At 68.3% G+C, this 15,994-nt stretch carries 17 protein-coding genes; 9 read left to right on the top strand and 8 right to left on the bottom strand.

Features of this window, described 5'->3' with window-relative positions:
* The 4 genes from A5709_RS18555 to A5709_RS18540 all read left to right on the top strand — a co-directional run.
* Window positions 1-779, top strand: a 779-nt coding sequence (locus A5709_RS18555) for a glucosyl-3-phosphoglycerate synthase (protein WP_068121493.1), incomplete at its 5' end; no start/stop codon positions are given.
* Between the two features lie 50 nt (window positions 780-829).
* Window positions 830-1,177, top strand: coding sequence for a DivIVA domain-containing protein (locus tag A5709_RS18550; RefSeq protein ID WP_068121485.1), 348 nt, complete (start codon window positions 830-832; stop codon window positions 1,175-1,177).
* A gap of 2 nt (window positions 1,178-1,179) precedes the next feature.
* Window positions 1,180-1,758, top strand: a complete 579-nt coding sequence (locus A5709_RS18545) for a DNA-3-methyladenine glycosylase I (RefSeq protein ID WP_067951370.1) — start codon at window positions 1,180-1,182, stop codon at window positions 1,756-1,758.
* A gap of 203 nt (window positions 1,759-1,961) precedes the next feature.
* Window positions 1,962-2,135, top strand: a complete 174-nt coding sequence (locus A5709_RS18540; protein ID WP_003878471.1) for a DUF3117 domain-containing protein — start codon at window positions 1,962-1,964, stop codon at window positions 2,133-2,135.
* A gap of 21 nt (window positions 2,136-2,156) precedes the next feature.
* On the opposite strand, the gene glgA is transcribed toward A5709_RS18540, so the two are convergent.
* Entirely contained in the window at window positions 2,157-3,320 is a 1,164-nt protein-coding gene (glgA, locus tag A5709_RS18535; protein ID WP_067951369.1) for a glycogen synthase, read from the bottom strand.
* 160 nt (window positions 3,321-3,480) lie between these two features.
* Here glgA and glgC point away from each other — a divergent pair, with 160 nt between their 5' ends.
* The gene (glgC, locus tag A5709_RS18530) at window positions 3,481-4,695 is read left to right on the top strand and encodes a glucose-1-phosphate adenylyltransferase (RefSeq protein WP_067951367.1); all 1,215 of its coding nucleotides are present in this window, start codon (window positions 3,481-3,483) and stop codon (window positions 4,693-4,695) included.
* Window positions 4,696-4,705: 10 nt separating this feature from the next.
* On the opposite strand, the gene A5709_RS18525 is transcribed toward glgC, so the two are convergent.
* From A5709_RS18525 to A5709_RS18500, 6 genes are all read right to left on the bottom strand, one after another.
* Window positions 4,706-6,391 (bottom strand): CocE/NonD family hydrolase, encoded by a 1,686-nt coding sequence (locus A5709_RS18525; protein WP_068121483.1) that lies wholly within the window; start codon window positions 6,389-6,391, stop codon window positions 4,706-4,708.
* Window positions 6,392-6,421: 30 nt separating this feature from the next.
* Window positions 6,422-7,096, bottom strand: a complete 675-nt coding sequence (locus A5709_RS18520; protein WP_068121480.1) for an isoprenylcysteine carboxylmethyltransferase family protein — start codon at window positions 7,094-7,096, stop codon at window positions 6,422-6,424.
* Between the two features lie 7 nt (window positions 7,097-7,103).
* Window positions 7,104-8,747, bottom strand: coding sequence for an ABC transporter permease (locus A5709_RS18515; protein ID WP_156768097.1), 1,644 nt, complete (start codon window positions 8,745-8,747; stop codon window positions 7,104-7,106).
* Window positions 8,744-9,658 carry an ABC transporter ATP-binding protein gene (locus tag A5709_RS18510; RefSeq protein ID WP_068121490.1) on the bottom strand — a complete coding sequence of 305 codons (915 nt, stop codon included), beginning with the start codon at window positions 9,656-9,658 and terminating at the stop codon, window positions 8,744-8,746. The genes A5709_RS18515 and A5709_RS18510 overlap by 4 nt, the downstream gene beginning before the upstream one ends.
* Entirely contained in the window at window positions 9,648-10,286 is a 639-nt protein-coding gene (locus tag A5709_RS18505; protein WP_068121475.1) for a TetR/AcrR family transcriptional regulator, read from the bottom strand. Before A5709_RS18505 ends, A5709_RS18510 begins: the two co-directional genes overlap by 11 nt.
* A 164-nt stretch (window positions 10,287-10,450) precedes the next feature.
* Window positions 10,451-11,119 carry an O-methyltransferase gene (locus A5709_RS18500; RefSeq protein WP_067951393.1) on the bottom strand — a complete coding sequence of 223 codons (669 nt, stop codon included), beginning with the start codon at window positions 11,117-11,119 and terminating at the stop codon, window positions 10,451-10,453.
* Between the two features lie 202 nt (window positions 11,120-11,321).
* Here A5709_RS18500 and sigE point away from each other — a divergent pair, with 202 nt between their 5' ends.
* The 4 genes from sigE (at window position 11,322) to tatB (ending at window position 14,694) form a co-directional block, all read left to right on the top strand.
* Window positions 11,322-12,083 carry an RNA polymerase sigma factor SigE gene (gene sigE, locus A5709_RS18495; RefSeq protein ID WP_068121470.1) on the top strand — a complete coding sequence of 254 codons (762 nt, stop codon included), beginning with the start codon at window positions 11,322-11,324 and terminating at the stop codon, window positions 12,081-12,083.
* A gap of 132 nt (window positions 12,084-12,215) precedes the next feature.
* Window positions 12,216-12,614: an anti-sigma E factor RseA gene (gene rseA / locus A5709_RS18490; protein ID WP_068121467.1), complete on the top strand. Its 399-nt coding sequence runs from the start codon at window positions 12,216-12,218 to the stop codon at window positions 12,612-12,614.
* A gap of 181 nt (window positions 12,615-12,795) precedes the next feature.
* Complete coding sequence (locus A5709_RS18485) at window positions 12,796-14,310, top strand: S1C family serine protease (protein ID WP_067951355.1); 1,515 nt, start codon at window positions 12,796-12,798, stop codon at window positions 14,308-14,310.
* Window positions 14,311-14,694: a Sec-independent protein translocase protein TatB gene (tatB, locus tag A5709_RS18480; RefSeq protein ID WP_067951353.1), complete on the top strand. Its 384-nt coding sequence runs from the start codon at window positions 14,311-14,313 to the stop codon at window positions 14,692-14,694.
* Between the two features lie 19 nt (window positions 14,695-14,713).
* On the opposite strand, the gene A5709_RS18475 is transcribed toward tatB, so the two are convergent.
* Window positions 14,714-15,859, bottom strand: a complete 1,146-nt coding sequence (locus A5709_RS18475; RefSeq protein WP_156673106.1) for an Mrp/NBP35 family ATP-binding protein — start codon at window positions 15,857-15,859, stop codon at window positions 14,714-14,716.
* Window positions 15,860-15,994: the final 135 nt, after the last annotated feature.

The following is a 15,994-nucleotide window of genomic DNA, read 5'->3' as shown; positions in this document are numbered from 1 at the left end:
TTGACGGGCTGGTGGACGAGCTGATCGTGCTGGATTCCGGTTCGACGGACGACACGGAAATCCGCGCCGTGGCCGCCGGCGCCCGGGTCGTCAGCCGTGAGCAGGCGTTGCCCGAGGTGCCGATCCGGCCCGGGAAGGGCGAGGCGCTGTGGCGCTCGCTGGCGGCCACCAGCGGTGACATCGTCGTGTTCGTCGACTCCGACCTGATCAATCCGAACCCGATGTTCGTGCCCTGGCTGGTCGGGCCGCTGCTCATGGGCGACGGCGTCCACCTGGTCAAGAGCTTCTACCGGCGGCCGCTCCAGGTCGGCGACGTCGGCGGCGCCGCGGGCGCCACCGGCGGTGGGCGGGTCACCGAACTGGTGGCCCGGCCGCTGCTCGCGGCGCTGCGGCCGGAGCTGGGCGGCATCCTGCAGCCGCTCGGCGGGGAGTACGCGGCGACTCGCGAACTGCTGACGTCGGTGCCGTTCGCGCCGGGCTACGGCGTCGAGATCGGTCTGCTGCTGGACACTTTCGACCGGTTGGGCTTGGGGGCCATCGCGCAGGTCAACCTGGGCGTGCGTGCGCACCGCAACCGGCCGCTGGCCGAGCTGGGTGCGATGAGCCGCCAGGTCATCGCGACCCTGCTCTCGCGCTGCGGGATTCCCGATTCCGGCGTCGGGTTGACGCAGTTCTTCGCCGTTGGCCCCGAAGGGCCCGATGGTCAGAGCTACACCCAGCACACCTCGCCGGTGTCGCTGGCGGACCGCCCGCCCATGAAGGTCCTGAGGCCGCGCTAAAGCCGCGCTGCGTGGTCGCGGTGTCGGTGGCATAGGGCAGTATCGACGACGTGGCGTTGGTGTTGCTTTACCTGGTGGTGCTGGTGCTGGTGGCGATCGTGCTGTTCGGCGCGGCGAGTCTGCTGTTCGGGCGCGGTGAGCAGTTGCCGCCCCTGCCCCGGGGGACGACCGCGACCGTGCTGCCGGCCTACGGCGTGACCGGCGCGGACGTCGACGCGGTCAAGTTCACCCAGGCGTTGCGTGGCTACAAGACCAGCGAGGTGGATTGGGTGCTGGACCGGCTCGCGCGCGAGCTGGAGGCGCTGCGCGGCCAGCTCGCCGCGGTGTCCGCCCCCGCATCTGCCGAGGACGATGCCCAACCCATGGAACCCGAGGGCGGCGAGGACCGTCAGGACTAGATGTGAGCGATGACGGGCTGGTTCGGTGTAGCTGGGCGGCCATCCGGCCCGGACCCGATTTCGAGTTGTACCGCGATTACCACGACCAGGAGTGGGGCCGCCCGGTGCACGACGGGGTGGCGCTGTTCGAGCGAATGAGCCTGGAGGCGTTCCAGAGTGGGCTGTCGTGGCTGATCATCCTGCGCAAACGGGAGAACTTCCGGCGCGCCTTCGCCGGGTTCGATTTCGAGCGGGTCGCGGGCTACACCGATGCGGACGTGCAGCGACTGATGGCGGACACGGGCATCGTGCGCAACCGGGCCAAGATCGACGCGACCATCGCCAACGCCCGCGCCGCCGCCGAACTGGGAACCCCGGCGGACCTCGCGGAGCTGCTGTGGTCCTTTGCGCCCGAACCGCGCCCCCGGCCGGCGGATGGCTCCGAAGTTCCCTCGGCTACACCGGAATCGAAGGCCATGGCGCGCGAGCTCAAGCGGCGCGGGTTCCGCTTCGTCGGGCCCACCACTGCCTATGCGCTGATGCAGGCGACCGGCATGGTCGACGACCATATCCGGGGTTGTTGGGTGCCTTCCCCCCGGTGACATGCGGCCGGGCAATCGGCGTTCAGCGGCCCCCGGCGCCCGGAGAACCGGGTCTTTGTTCAACTCGTGACCTGGATAGGGAACAATAGAGGGGTGATTTGGCAGGTCGATGTCGGGTATGGCTGGAAAATCGCTGGCGGGGCATGCTCGGCGCCGACCAGGTCTGCAACGGCGGACCAGCTCGAACCTGGAGGGAGCACTCGATGGCGGCGATGAAGCCCCGGACCGGCGACGGTCCTCTGGAAGCAACCAAGGAGGGGCGCGGCATCGTGATGCGGGTACCACTTGAGGGAGGTGGCCGCCTGGTCGTCGAGCTGACGCCCGACGAAGCCGCCGCCCTCGGTGACGAACTCAAGGGTGTCACGAGCTCCAGCTAAGGCCTGCCGGCGGACCGCGGGCTACGCGCACACCTTTCGGTAGATGTCCAGGGTTTGCTCGGCGACGCGGGCCCAGGAGAATTCCTCGACGCAGCGCTGGCGTCCCGCCTCGCCATACCGCTTCGCCTTTTCGGGGTCGGCGACGAGCGCGTTGACAGCGTCGGCCAGTCTGGTCTGGTAACCGGTCGGGTCTCCGGCGTCGTAATGGGCGAGCGAACCGGTCACCCCGTCGAGAACCACCTCGGGGATCCCGCCGACGTCGGAAGCCACCACGGCCGTCGCGCATGCCATCGCCTCCAGGTTCACGATGCCCAGCGGCTCGTACACCGAGGGGCAGACGAAAACCGTTGCCGCCGACAATATTTCACGTATCTCGCCGATCGGTAGCATCTCTCTGATCCAGAACACGCCCTGCCGGTCGTGGGCCAGCCGCGCCACCGCGGACCGAATCTCCTCGGCTATCTCCGGGGTGTCGGGGGCGCCCGCGCACAACACCACTTGCACCTCGGGGTCGAAATGGTGCGCCGCCGCCACCAAGTGGGCGACCCCCTTCTGCCGGGTGATCCGGCCGACAAACGCAACCGTGGGCCGGTCGGGGTCGACGCCGAGCTCGGCCAGCACGGACCCGGTGTGCGTCGGCCCGGCCGGATGCCACACGTCGGTGTCCACCCCGTTGCGGATGACGTGCACGACGCTGGGATCCAGCGCGGGGTAGACGCGCAGGATGTCTTCGCGCATCGCGGAGCTGACCGCGATGACGGCGTCCGCCGCCTGCACCGCGGTGCGCTCCACCCACGTCGACACCTGGTAGCCGCCGCCGAGCTGTTCGGCCTTCCATGGCCGCAGCGGCTCGAGCGAATGCGCCGTCAGGACGTGGGGAATGTCGTAGAGCAGCGCTGCCAGATGACCGGCCATCCCGGTGTACCAAGTGTGCGAATGCACGACGGTGGCCGCTGACGCGGCGTTGGCCATCATCAGGTCCGCGGACAACGTCGACAGCGCGGGGTTGGCGCTCTGCAAGCGCGGATCGGATTGGTGCACGATGGCGTTCGGCCGCGGCGTGCCCATGCAGTGCACATCGACCGCGCACAATCGGCGCAGCTGGGCGACCAGTTCGGTGACATGTACGCCGGCTCCCCCGTAGACCTCTGGTGGGTATTCCCGAGTCATCATCGCCACCCGCATACCCGCACGGTAGTTCGGTCGCGCGGAGGAGCGCGAGTCGGGGGCCGGGCAATCGGTGACCGGCTCGGCGGACCAAATACCTTGACGGACAGCCGCACAGAACACCGCCAATAGCGCCGTCCCTCTGGCAGCGCCTTGCGGCGGCCGATAGGTTTGAACCATGAGGGAAGCGCCACACGTGCTGGGCATTGTCCTGGCCGGCGGTGAGGGCAAGCGGCTGTATCCGCTGACCGCGGATCGGGCCAAGCCCGCGGTTCCCTTCGGCGGCGCCTATCGGCTGATCGACTTCGTGCTCTCCAACCTCGTCAATGCCCGCTACTTGAGGATCTGCGTTCTGACCCAGTACAAGTCGCATTCACTGGACCGTCACATTTCGCAGAATTGGCGGCTGTCCGGTCTGGCCGGTGAGTACATCACCCCCGTGCCCGCACAGCAGCGCCTGGGCCCCCGCTGGTACACCGGCTCCGCCGACGCGATCTACCAGTCGCTCAATCTGATCTACGACGAAGACCCCGACTACATAGTCGTTTTCGGCGCCGACCACGTGTATCGGATGGACCCCGAGCAGATGGTCCAGTTCCACATCGAAAGCGGGGCCGGTGCAACGGTGGCCGGCATCCGCGTGCCGCGCGGCGAGGCCACCGCATTCGGGTGCATCGACGCCGATGATTCCGGCCGCATCCGCGATTTCGTGGAGAAGCCGTTGGACCCGCCCGGTACACCGGATGACCCCGAGGCCACGTTCGTGTCGATGGGCAACTACATCTTCACCACCAAGGTGCTCATCGACGCGATTCGCGCCGACGCCGACGACGACCACTCGGATCACGACATGGGCGGTGACATCATTCCGCGGTTGGTCGACGACGGTATGGCCGCGGTTTACGACTTCAAGGACAACGAGGTACCGGGCGCGACCGACCGCGACCGGGGTTACTGGCGTGACGTGGGGACGCTGGACGCGTTCTACGACGCGCACATGGACCTGGTCTCGGTGCATCCGGTGTTCAACCTCTACAACAAGCGCTGGCCGATCCGCGGTGAGTCCGAGAACCTGGCCCCGGCCAAGTTCGTCAACGGCGGGTCGGCGCAGGAGTCGGTCGTCGGCGCGGGCAGCATCATTTCGGCGGCTTCGGTGCGCAACTCGGTGCTCTCGTCCAACGTCGTGGTCGATGACGGCGCGATTGTGGAGGGCAGCGTGATCATGCCCGGCGCCCGGGTCGGCCGGGGCGCGGTGGTGCGCCACGCCATCCTGGACAAGAACGTCGTCGTCGGGCCCGGCGAGATGGTCGGCGTGGATCTCGAGAAGGACCGGGAGCGTTTCGCGATCAGCGCCGGCGGTGTGGTCGCGGTGGGCAAGGGCGTCTGGATCTAGAACACCGGTGCTACCCGGGGATCTCCGGGATCAGCAGATGCGCGTCGTAGCGCGGGCCCCAGTGCAGCTTGACGCGGCCGCGCGGGGATCCGGCGTAGGCCGCCGGGAGTTGGCCGGTGAGCGGGTTCCGCGGGCACAACCAGCGTCCCGCGACCACCAAGCGCAGTCGCTCACCGGCGCGGAACAGCGTCGCCGACGGGCCCAGCGCCACGTTGACCTCGACCACCTGGTGCGGGGCGAGGGGCCGCGGGTCGACGCACGCCGCGACGGGTTCCCACGTTCGCGAGAGGTCGGGGTCCAGCGCGCGCAGCGAGACGCGCTGCCAACCGGTGCTGACCCGGTCGCGTCCGTAGCCGTAGGAGCCTTCGAATCCGACAAACCGTCCGTCGCGCCACTTCTCCACGCCGACGAACAGGTTGGCGTCGTCACAGCCGTGCAGTTCGACCCACAGCCGCGCCGCCATCGGGCCGGTCAGCTCGATATCCGCGGGCACCGTCCAGCTGAATGCTGCTGCCCCGGAGCGGGTTTCGAACGCGATACCACCTTCCGCCGACGGCCGCTGGGCGGCCAGCAGGCCGCCCTCGGCCAAATACATTGGCCGCCAACGGGTGCGCGCCAGCGGCCAGTCGGTCTCTTCGCGCACCGCCGCGATGGTGTCGCGGTCTTCGCGGACCTCGAGCCGGACGCTGCGAGAAGCGGGGGTCCCGTCCAGCACTCCGCGGAAGAACGTCAATTGCTCGGTCAGCGCGGGCTCGGAGTAGAAGGTCGCCCACTTGCCGGCGCGGTGGGTGTAGAGGCGGGCGTGGCGGGAGCCGGCGCGCGTGAACGCGCGGATCGAACCGCGGCCGTGCAAATTGTTGTCGGAGAAGCTGCCGCACACCAGCATGGGAACCTCGATTGCCGAGAGGTCCGGGACCAGCGAGCGCCAGAACTCGTCGCGCAATGGGTGGGCGTCCTGCATCCGTTCCAGATCGTAGGCCTGCCGGGTGTCGCGTCGCACGTTTCGCGACCACACCCTGGTGAACCCGGTCTCGCGAACGCCGCCCGGGAAGGTCAGGTCGCGGTAAGCGTCGGTGAAGCCTTCCCACGGGCAGATCGCCCGTAGCGCCGGTGGCCGCAGCGCCGCGACCGCGTACTGGCTGATGGCCAGGTACGACACCCCGAGCATGACGACCCGTCCGTCGCTCCACGGTTGTCCGGCGATCCACTGCACCAGGTCGTAGGTGTCCTCGGCCTCCTGACGCGACAACAGGTGCCCGGTGCCGTCGGAACGGCCACAGCCGCGCGAGTCGGCATTGACCACGGCGAAGCCCTGGGAGGTCCACCACGCGGGATCGGGCGCCTCCCAACCGGTCAGCGCCGAGAAGCGCACCTGTTGCGGCTGGCGCAGGATCCGGTACTGCACGGAGAACGTCCACCTGCTGCCGCGCCGTCTCGGCAGATTGTCCTTGCCGTAGGGGTGGATGCTGAGAATCACCGGCCGCGCATTGGCATCGCGCTGCCGGAAAACGTTGGCCCGCAATACCGTTCCGTCGCGGGTCGGAACGCATACATCGCGTTCGACATCAAGGTCGGCTGGTGGATCGGTCACGGTGACGGGGGGCTTGGCGACGAGCCGTATTCGGCTCACCGCATACCGGAGCGCGCCGGGGGGCCGCCACGGCCTGTCCCGGGCGGGCGCGGGATTTCGGGCCATGCGAATACCCTAGGCGCGTCCGCGCGGCCGTTACCAGATGAAGGGCACCAACCGATAGCGCACCCGTTGCCGGTATTCGCGATATCCGGTCAACTCCTGGGTGAGCAGCGTTTCCTCGTCGAGGATACGGAGGGCGAGCAGGACGCAGCCCGGAATGACCAAGAGCAGTGCCCAATAGGAGCCGAGCCCCAACGGCATGCCGATCATCATGATCACGTTTCCGACATACATCGGGTGGCGTACGAATCGGTAGAGACCGTCGGATACCAGCGTCTGCCCCGACTCCACTGTGATAGTGGCTGCGGCGTAACTGTTTTGGACGATCACCAGCATGGCGATTCCGAGTCCCACCGCCACCAGGACATCACCGAGCACGGACAGCCACGCCGGTACGGACGACCAGCCGAACCGGTGATCGAGCGCGCTGAGCACCATCACCCCGAACAGGACCAGGAACGAGCCGGTGATGATGAACTTCTGGGTCGCCCGGGGTTCGGCGCGCGGGCCCGCATTCATGCGGCGCTGCAGGGCCGCGGGATTGTTCCGCGCCAGGTAGACGACGGGGATGAGCGTTGCCGCCATGAACACGGCGATGAAAACCCATGCCTGCCAATAACGGAACGTGCCGGCGGGCAGGAAGAGGATCAAGCCGAAAGACAGGAATCCCGAGATCGATCGCACCGTCACGCGAATACCGGTTTTCATGGCGCTCCTAACCACGCAGATCGCGGCGTCGGAAGCCCATGACACCGAGGGTAACGAGTGCGGCGTCGATGGCCAATAGCCACAGCAGCGGCGTGGCGGTGAAATCCGCGCCGACCCGGGGGATATGGGCGAACGGTTCCAGGTCGAGCAGCCATTGCGAGAACCCGGCCAACGAACCGATCAGGTACAGGGCGATGAAACCGACCAGAACGCCCCAGGCCACGGGTGTGAATCGTGGTGCCAGACCGAACAAGCCGACCGTCACCGCCGACAACAACCAGACTGCGGGCAGTTGCACGGCCGCACTTGCCACCACGACGGCCACTTTGCCGCCGAGGTCACCGGCGGCGGCGCCGTAGACCAGGCCGCCGGCCAAACCGCTGGCCAGCATCGCCACCGAGGATCCGAGCAATGCCGCCAACAGGTGACTCGCCAGCCAGCGGTCTCTCGACACCGCACCGGCCAGCGTCGCTTCGGCGCGCTGCCCCGCTTCCTCCTGGTGCAATCGCAACGTCAGCGAGACGGCGAATGCGGCGGCCGCCATCCCCATCATGGTGAACGCGACGGCGATGAAGGCTTCCTCCAAAGCGCTGGTACCGCCCATCCGGACGACGATGTCGCGGGCGGCGTTGCTGCCGCCGAGTTCGTCGCCGATACCGTGCACCACACTGCCCATCAGGACGCCATAGAGGCACAGCCCCACGGTCCAGAGCAGGAGCGCTCCACGGTCCAATCGCCATGCCAGCCCGAACACATTGCCCAGCGCGGGCGCGGCGGATCCTGGGCCGGGGCGTTCGGCGAGGAGCCCGGCACCGACGTCACGGCCGGCGAGCAGCCGGTATGCCACCGCGGTGAGCGCGAGGGCGGTCGTCAGGTGCAGCGTCAGCACGGGCCAGTGATCGCCCGCGTAGGGCCGGACCTGCAGCGACCATCCCAACGGCGAGAGCCATGACAGCGCACCGGAACCGGCGTCGCCGACGGCGCGCAGCGTGAAGGCGGCCGCCAGAACCGCGAACGCGGCGCCGCGCGCGAAGCGTGCGCTTGGGGACAGTTGCGCGGTCACCGCGGCGACGGCGGTGAACACCAGGCCGGAGCAGGCCAGCGCCGCACCGAAAGCGAGCGACCCGCCGGCGGGGACGTCGGTGGTGAGCAGTCCCGCCGCGCCGATCACGCCGGTGGCGATGGAGGCCCCGAACGACAACAACAGTGCGGCGGTGAGGCTGGCATAGCGACCGACGGCGGTCGAGTCCACGAGCTCGGTTCGGCCCGCCTCCTCATCGCCCCGGGTGTGCCGGACGACGGTCAGGATGACGGCCACCGCGATCAGCAGGTGGAACATCCCGGCCTTCCAAATGCCAACCGCCCCAAGGCTGTCGTTGTAGACCTGCCCGTAGAGCGCGCGCTGCGCCGGGCTCGCCATGATGGACGCAGCGAATCCGGCCCGGGCGGCCTGGGTGGGGTAGACCTTTTCAATGCTGCCGACGTACACCGTTGCCAGTGGCACCGACAGCAGGAACACCCACAGCGGCAGCGAGATTCGGTCGCGGCGCAAGTAGAGCCGCAGCATCCCCAGCGTTCCGGAGAAGTTCGAGCCGCGTTGCGGCGCGGGGTACGCCGGACGGTGCGAGCGATCCAAGGTTGCGGTGCTCATGATGCCGAAACCTTGTCCGTCGTGTCGTAGTGGCGCAAAAAGAGTTCCTCGAGCGTCGGCGGCTGGCTGACGAGGCTACGCACACCGGCGTCGCCGAGTGCCCGGATGAGCTCCCCGAGGCTTTCGCCGTCGACCTGAGCGCGCAGGATGGAGCCCTCGACGCTGACGTCCTCGACGCCCTTGATGCGAGTGAGGTCGCCGGGGTCACCGGTCATCTCGGCCTTGATCGAGGTGCGGCTGAGGTGCCGCATCGAGTCCAGGGTGCCGCTTTCGACGGCCTTGCCGGCCCGGATGATGGTCACCCTTTCGCACAGCGCTTCGGTCTCGGCCAGGATGTGGCTGGACAACAACACCGTTGCGCCGCGATCGCGCGCCTCGGCAACGCACTGCTGAAAGACGTTCTCCATCAACGGGTCCAGACCACTGCTGGGCTCGTCCAACAGCAAAAGGCGGGCCCGCGACGAGAACGCGGAGATCAGCGAAACCTTTTGCCGGTTGCCCTTCGAATAGGTCCGCGCCTTTTTGTGCGGATCGAGGTCGAAGCGCTCGATCAGCTCGTCGCGACGCGTGCGGTCGATGCCGCCGCGCATGCGGGCCAGCAGGTCGATGGTCTCGCCGCCGGTCAGCGTCGGCCATAGCGTCACATCGCCGGGCACATAGGCGATCTGGCGGTGCAGTGCGACCGCGTCGGTCCACGGGTCGCCGCCCAGCAGCCGCACGGTGCCGCCGTCCGCCTTGACCAGACCGAGCAGGATGCGGATGGTCGTCGACTTCCCAGCACCGTTGGGGCCGAGGAAGCCGTGCACTTCGCCTTCGCGCACGGTCAGGTCGAGGCCGTCCAACGCCCGCACCGATCCGAAATTCTTTGTCAAGTGGCGGATTTCGATGGGCGCGACATTGTCAACTGGCATGGTTTTCTCCTTGATCATCTGCGGCCAGGAATGCGTCGTACATGGTGCGGTCGACCATCAGTCCTTCGGTGTAGATCTCCAGCGCGGGCAGCACCATGTCGCGGGCGTAGTCGCGAAGGACCGCGCGGATGTCCGTTGGTGTCTCGTGCATCTGCAGATAGAGCAAGAAGCCGCCGCCCCCGGTGATGCCCAGATACCGGGCCCGGGCGCGCGGGTCCCGACTGGGCTTTATGGTGCCCGCCCGAACGCCCTCGTCCAGGTACCCTTCGGCGTTGTCGATCATTCTGCGCCACAACATGTTTGCCAGTTCGCCGCCCGACTGCATGCTGCGAACCAGGTAGGCCATCATCGGTGCGTACGACTCGATCTCGGCCATCTGAGCGAACCAGGTGGCCGGATCGTTCGACTTGAGCGCCTCGGACTTGCTGTTGCGGAGCTCTTCGGCGATGTAGTCGTCACACGCCTTGCGCAGGCCCTCCTTGGAGCCGAAGTGGTGAATGACCAGCGCGGCGCTCACCCCCGCCGCCTCGGCGATCGCGCGCAGCCCCACGCCGAACCCACGCTCGCCGAACTGCTCGATGGCCGCGTCCCGGATCCGGGCGGCGGCGGTCAGGTCGGCTGAACGCATGTTCAGTACGCTAAACGCACGTTCAGCCTCGAGTCAAGGAGGCACGGCGTCAAGAATTCGTAAACGGGTCAGTGGCGATCGCAAGCGCGGCGTTGCCGGGCGCGGCGGGTCGCCACCATCGGGTCAGTGGCGATCGCAAGCGCCGCGAGTCGCCACCGTTTGAATCAGTCGCGCACCGCGGCCAAAATGCCGTCGCCGAGCGGAATCAGGGCCGGGGTGAGCCGCTCGTCCTCGGCGATCAGTCGCGCCGCTTCGCGCACCGCGACCACCTCGGCGTCGCGGGCGGCGGGATCGCCGGCTCTACCGCCGAGGGCGGCGCGGTGTACCACGATGACGCCGCCGGATCGCAGCAGCCGCACGCCCTCCACCACGTAATCCGGCTGGTCAACCGGATCCGCGTCCACGAACACCAGGTCGTAGGACTCGTCGGCGAGGCGGGTGAGGACCTCTTGGGCCCGGCCGCTGATCAGCCGGGTGCGCGACGGCCCGATGCCGGCTTCGGAGAAGGCCTGCTTGGCGAGCCGCAGATACTCGGGCTCGATGTCGATCGTCGTCAGCACGCCGTCGTCGCTCATGCCGGACAGCAACCAGAGCCCACTGACCCCCGCGCCGGTACCCACTTCCGCGACGGCCTTCCCGCCGCTGAGCTTGGTCAGCAGGCTCAGCAGCGCGCCCACCGCGGGCGTGACCGCGCCCGCGCCGATATCCACGGCACGCTCGCGGGCGGCCGCGAGCAACGAGTCTTCGGAGATCGACCCCTCGGCGTGCGCGGACAGGGATTCGGCTCGACTGGGCGCCGGCTGGCCGGGGGTTTCTGCGTCGGTGCCGTCCATGCCCGCAGCGTATTCCACTTCGCCGCGCACCCCCGCATGGCGCGCCTAAGCTGCACCGTTACGACACGCCCGGCGAAGCCGCTGCGTTTAAGCTCACGCCGCGGCGGATATCTCCTGCACAGCGCTGGTAACAATACGGTTTCTCAGCCTGAGCTCAGACTGCTCATATATCGCACATACGCCGATACGCGACGGTGTCCCTATGGATCGCGGAGCGCGTTGGCACGGGAATACGGACTGGCGGCTACGTGTTGCCGCCGGTGACGACTTGTCGCTTTTCGGCAGGACGGATTCGGAGGAATCGATCATCACCACGCTTTTGGGCCCGACCAGCATGTCGCACGCGCAGGACTGCCCCACGGACGAGTGGGTGGAGCAGTCCGACGGCTTGCAAGGCACCGCGGTATTCGACGCGACCGGGGACAAGTCCACGATGCCCTCGTGGGACGAGCTTGTGCGTCAGCACGCCGATCGGGTGTACCGGCTGGCCTACCGCCTCTCCGGTAATCAGCACGACGCCGAGGACCTCACTCAGGAGACCTTCATCCGGGTTTTCCGGTCGGTGCAGAACTATCAGCCCGGCACGTTCGAAGGCTGGTTGCACCGCATCACCACCAACCTGTTCCTCGACATGGTCCGCCGGCGCGCCCGCATCCGGATGGAGGCGCTGCCCGAGGATTACGAACGGGTGCCCGCGGACGAGCCCAACCCTGAGCAGATCTACCACGATTCACGGCTCGGGCCGGACCTGCAGGCGGCTTTGGATTCGCTGCCCCCGGAGTTCCGCGCCGCCGTCGTGCTGTGCGACATCGAGGGCCTGTCCTACGAGGAGATCGGCGCGACGCTGGGCGTGAAGCTCGGGACCGTGCGCAGCCGCATCCACCGCGGACGTCAGGCGCTGCGCGACTACCTGGCCGCCCACCCCGGTGCCGGCCAGGGGGCACTGCACGCAGAGTCGGCGTAGCCGGCGAACGCCCGAACCGACACGTTCGGGTCTCCGCCCGGATGCGAGCCGTCGGTTTTGTGGTCTTGAGATGCGCTATTGCGCACCCCTCGCGCTACATTCGAGGGGTAGGCGCTACGAAAGGACCCGGTGATGCCCGATCGAGGAGGACACCTCTTCCGCCGCGCGTTCTCCTGGCTTCCCGCACAGTTCGCCTCCCAGAGCGATGCGCCCGTCGGCGCTCCGCGCCAGTTCGGTTCGACCGAGCACCTTTCCGTCGAAGCCATCGCGGCGTTCGTCGACGGTGAGCTGCGGATGAACGCGCACCTTCGCGCGGCGCACCACCTGTCGCTGTGCCCGGAGTGCGCGGCCGAGGTAGACGATCAGAGCCACGCCCGTGCGGCGCTGCGCGACTCGCACCCGATCCGTATCCCCAGCTCGCTGCTCGGGATGCTCGCCGAGATTCCCTACGAATCGCCCGATGACATGACCACCCGGGCGTCCGACCGTTTTGCTGAGCGCGACGCCCGTGAGCAGCGCAAGCGCCCGTAGCTCGACACCCTCTCGCCGAAGTCCCCATGGTTGATCTCGCCGAATTCTGCGCACCCCGCCCGTGCGCTCATGGGCGGCCAGCGCCGAACCGTGGATACTAGGGTGGACACGAACGGTGTCGGGTGTATCGCCCGGTGATGGGCTAGTTCGAGCGCTCAAGAAGAGGATCCAAAGGGGTAACGTGACCTCCGATCAAGGCAACGACAGCGGCAAGAACAGCGGCAACCGCTTAGCGCCGCGCCCCATCTCCCGCCCGCCGGTCGACCCCGCATCGCGTCAACTGTTCAGCCGTCCCGACGGGCTGCGCGGATCCTTCGTGGCCGACCGCGTCCGCCCACAGAAGTATCGCGACCAGGCCGACTTCCGGCCGCACGAAGAACCGGCCGATCCGGTCCTTCAAGAGGCGTTCAGTCGCCCGGTCGGCAGCCCCGACTCGCTGCAGCGCCACCCCGTCGACGCCGGTGCGCTGGCCGCCGAGAAAAACGGTGCCGAGCCCGACGAGCTCGACGATCCCTGGCGAGACCCGTCGGCGGCCGCGGCGCTGGGCACTCCGGCGGTCGCCCCATCCGGACCGCGGGGGCCCCGGGGCTACGGCGGCAAGCTCGGTGTGCGCGACGTGTTGTTCGGCGGCAAGGTGTCTTACCTGGCGCTGCTGGTCTTGCTGCTGATCGCGCTGCTCATCGGGGTGATCGGCGGGGTGGTCGGCCGCAAGACGGCCGAGGTCGCCGAGGCGTTCACCACCTCGAAGGTGACGCTGTCGACCAACGGCAACGGTGAAGGGCCGGCGGGTCGCTTCGCCAAGGTGGCCGCGGCGACCGCCAACGCGGTGGTGACCATCGAGTCCAAGAGCGACCAGGAGGGCTTGCAGGGCTCCGGCGTCGTGGTCGACGGTCGCGGCTACATCATCACCAACAACCACGTGATCTCCGAGGCGGCCAACAACCCCAGCCAGTTCAAGACGACCGTGGTGTTCAACGACGGCAAGGAAGTGCCCGCCAATCTGGTGGGGCGCGACCCCAAGACCGACCTTGCCGTGCTCAAGGTCGACAACGTCGACAATCTGAGCGTGGCCCGGTTCGGTGACTCGGACAAGGTGCGCGTCGGCGACGAGGTCCTTGCGGCGGGTGCGCCGCTCGGCCTGCGCAGCACCGTGACCCACGGCATCATCAGTGCGCTGCACCGTCCCGTCCCGTTGTCGGGCGAGGGCTCCGACACCGACACCGTCATCGACGCTCTGCAGACCGACGCATCGATCAATCACGGCAACTCCGGAGGCCCGCTGATCGACATGGATTCGCAGGTGATCGGCATCAACACCGCGGGTAAGTCCTTGTCCGACAGTGCAAGTGGGCTGGGCTTCGCCATCCCGATCGACGAGGCGAAGACGGTGGCCGACACGCTTATCAAAGACGGCAAGATCGTGCACCCGACGCTCGGGATCAGCACCCGGTCGGTGAGCAACGCCATCGCCTCCGGCGCCCAGGTTGCCAACGTGAAGGCGGGCAGCCCCGCGCAGAAGGGCGGCATCCTGGAGAACGACGTCATCGTCAAGGTCGGTAACCGCGGGGTGGCCGACTCCGACGAATTCGTCGTCGCCGTGCGCCAGCTGACCATCGGCCAGGACTCGCCGATCGAGGTGGTCCGCGACGGCCGGCATGTCACCCTGACCGTCAAGCCCGATCCCGACGGCAGCTAGATGTTCGGCAGCCTGAGCTGGGAGCACATCCTGGTCCTCGTCGTGGTCGGGCTGGTGGTCCTCGGGCCGGAGCGGCTTCCCGGGGCCATCCGCTGGACGTCGACCGCGCTGCGGCAGGCCCGTGACTACCTCAGTGGGGTGACCACTCAGCTGCGCGAAGACCTCGGGCCCGAGTTCGACGATCTGCGGGTTCCGCTGAGCGAGTTGCAGAGGCTGCGGGGGATGACGCCGCGCGCCGCGCTGACCAAGCACCTGCTTGACGGCGACGATTCCTTCCTCACCGGGAACTTCGACAGGCCGGCGAATGGCCATCCGCCAGCGCCACCGGTTCCCGCGCCACGGCCCGTGGAAGGCCCGGCGCCCTTCGACGCCGACGCGACCTAGTCGGTCGACTCCGTCAGACCTAACGCCGCGTCGGATCGAGTCCGAGCGAGACACCCGCCAATCCACGCCGTCGCGATGACAGGTTGTCGGCCACGCTGCGCAGCTCCTTGCCCGCGGGGGAGTCGGGGGCGCTCAGGACGATCGGGGTGCCCGAATCGCCCGCGGCCACCAGCGCGGGGTCCAGCGGGATCTGACCCAGCAGCGGCACATCGGCACCGACTGCGCGGGACAAGCGGTCGGCCACCTGACGTCCGCCGCCCTCACCAAACACCTGCATCGTCGAGCCGTCCGGCAGCGTGAGGCCCGACATGTTCTCCACCACGCCGGCGACGCGCTGCCGGGTTTGCATCGCGATGCTGCCCGCCCGCTCGGCGACCTCGGCGGCGGCCAGCTGCGGCGTCGTCACGACCATGAGCTCGGCGCTCGGGATCAGCTGAGCCACCGAGATGGCGATGTCGCCGGTGCCCGGCGGCAGGTCCAGCAACAGGACATCCAGGTCGCCCCAATAGACGTCGGCCAGGAACTGTTGCAACGCCCGGTGCAGCATGGGCCCGCGCCACACCACGGGTGTGTTGCCCTCGGTGAACTGGGCGATCGAGATGACCTTCACCTCGTGGGCGATCGGCGGCAGGATCATCGACTCGACCTGGGTCGGCCGGTCGCTGGTGCCCATCATCCGGGGGATGGAATGGCCGTGGATGTCGGCGTCCAGTACGCCGACCGACAATCCGCGGGCCGCCATCGCGGCGGCGAGGTTGACCGTGACGGTGGACTTGCCCACTCCGCCCTTCCCGGACGCGACCGCATAGACCCGCGTCAGCGAGTTTGGCTGGGCGAAGGGGATGACGGGCTCGCGGGCATCGCCGCGCAACTGCTTGCGCAATTCGGTGCGCTGGTCGTCGTTCATCACGTCCAGGGTCACCTTCACCGCGCCGGTGCCCGGAACGTCGGAGACCGCGTCGGTGACCCGATCGGTGATTTCGGTCTTCTTCGGGCAGGCGGCGGTGGTCAGGTAGATCGCCACGTGCACGGCACCGTCGGGCTCGGTGTCAATGCTCTTGACCATCCCGAGTTCGGTGATCGGGCGGCGTAGTTCGGGGTCGATCACCTTCCCCAGTGCGGTGCGGATTGCTGCGCTCAAATCGGCAGTGTCATGACCAGACATCACCGCCGAGTGTAGGCGCGCAGGATCGGGGCCGTGTGGCGGCTCAGCCGCCCGCGGCCGGACCCGGCGGCTTGGGGGCCGCCGCGTTCGGCGGGCCGGCCGGCTTGGGCGCCGGCGCGGCGGGTGGCGCGGCCG

The organism is Mycobacterium sp. E1386, assembly GCF_001672745.1.
Lineage (GTDB): Bacteria > Actinomycetota > Actinomycetes > Mycobacteriales > Mycobacteriaceae > Mycobacterium.
Note: the sequence above shows the minus strand (reverse complement) of the source record. Positions and strands in the feature narration are given on the sequence as shown.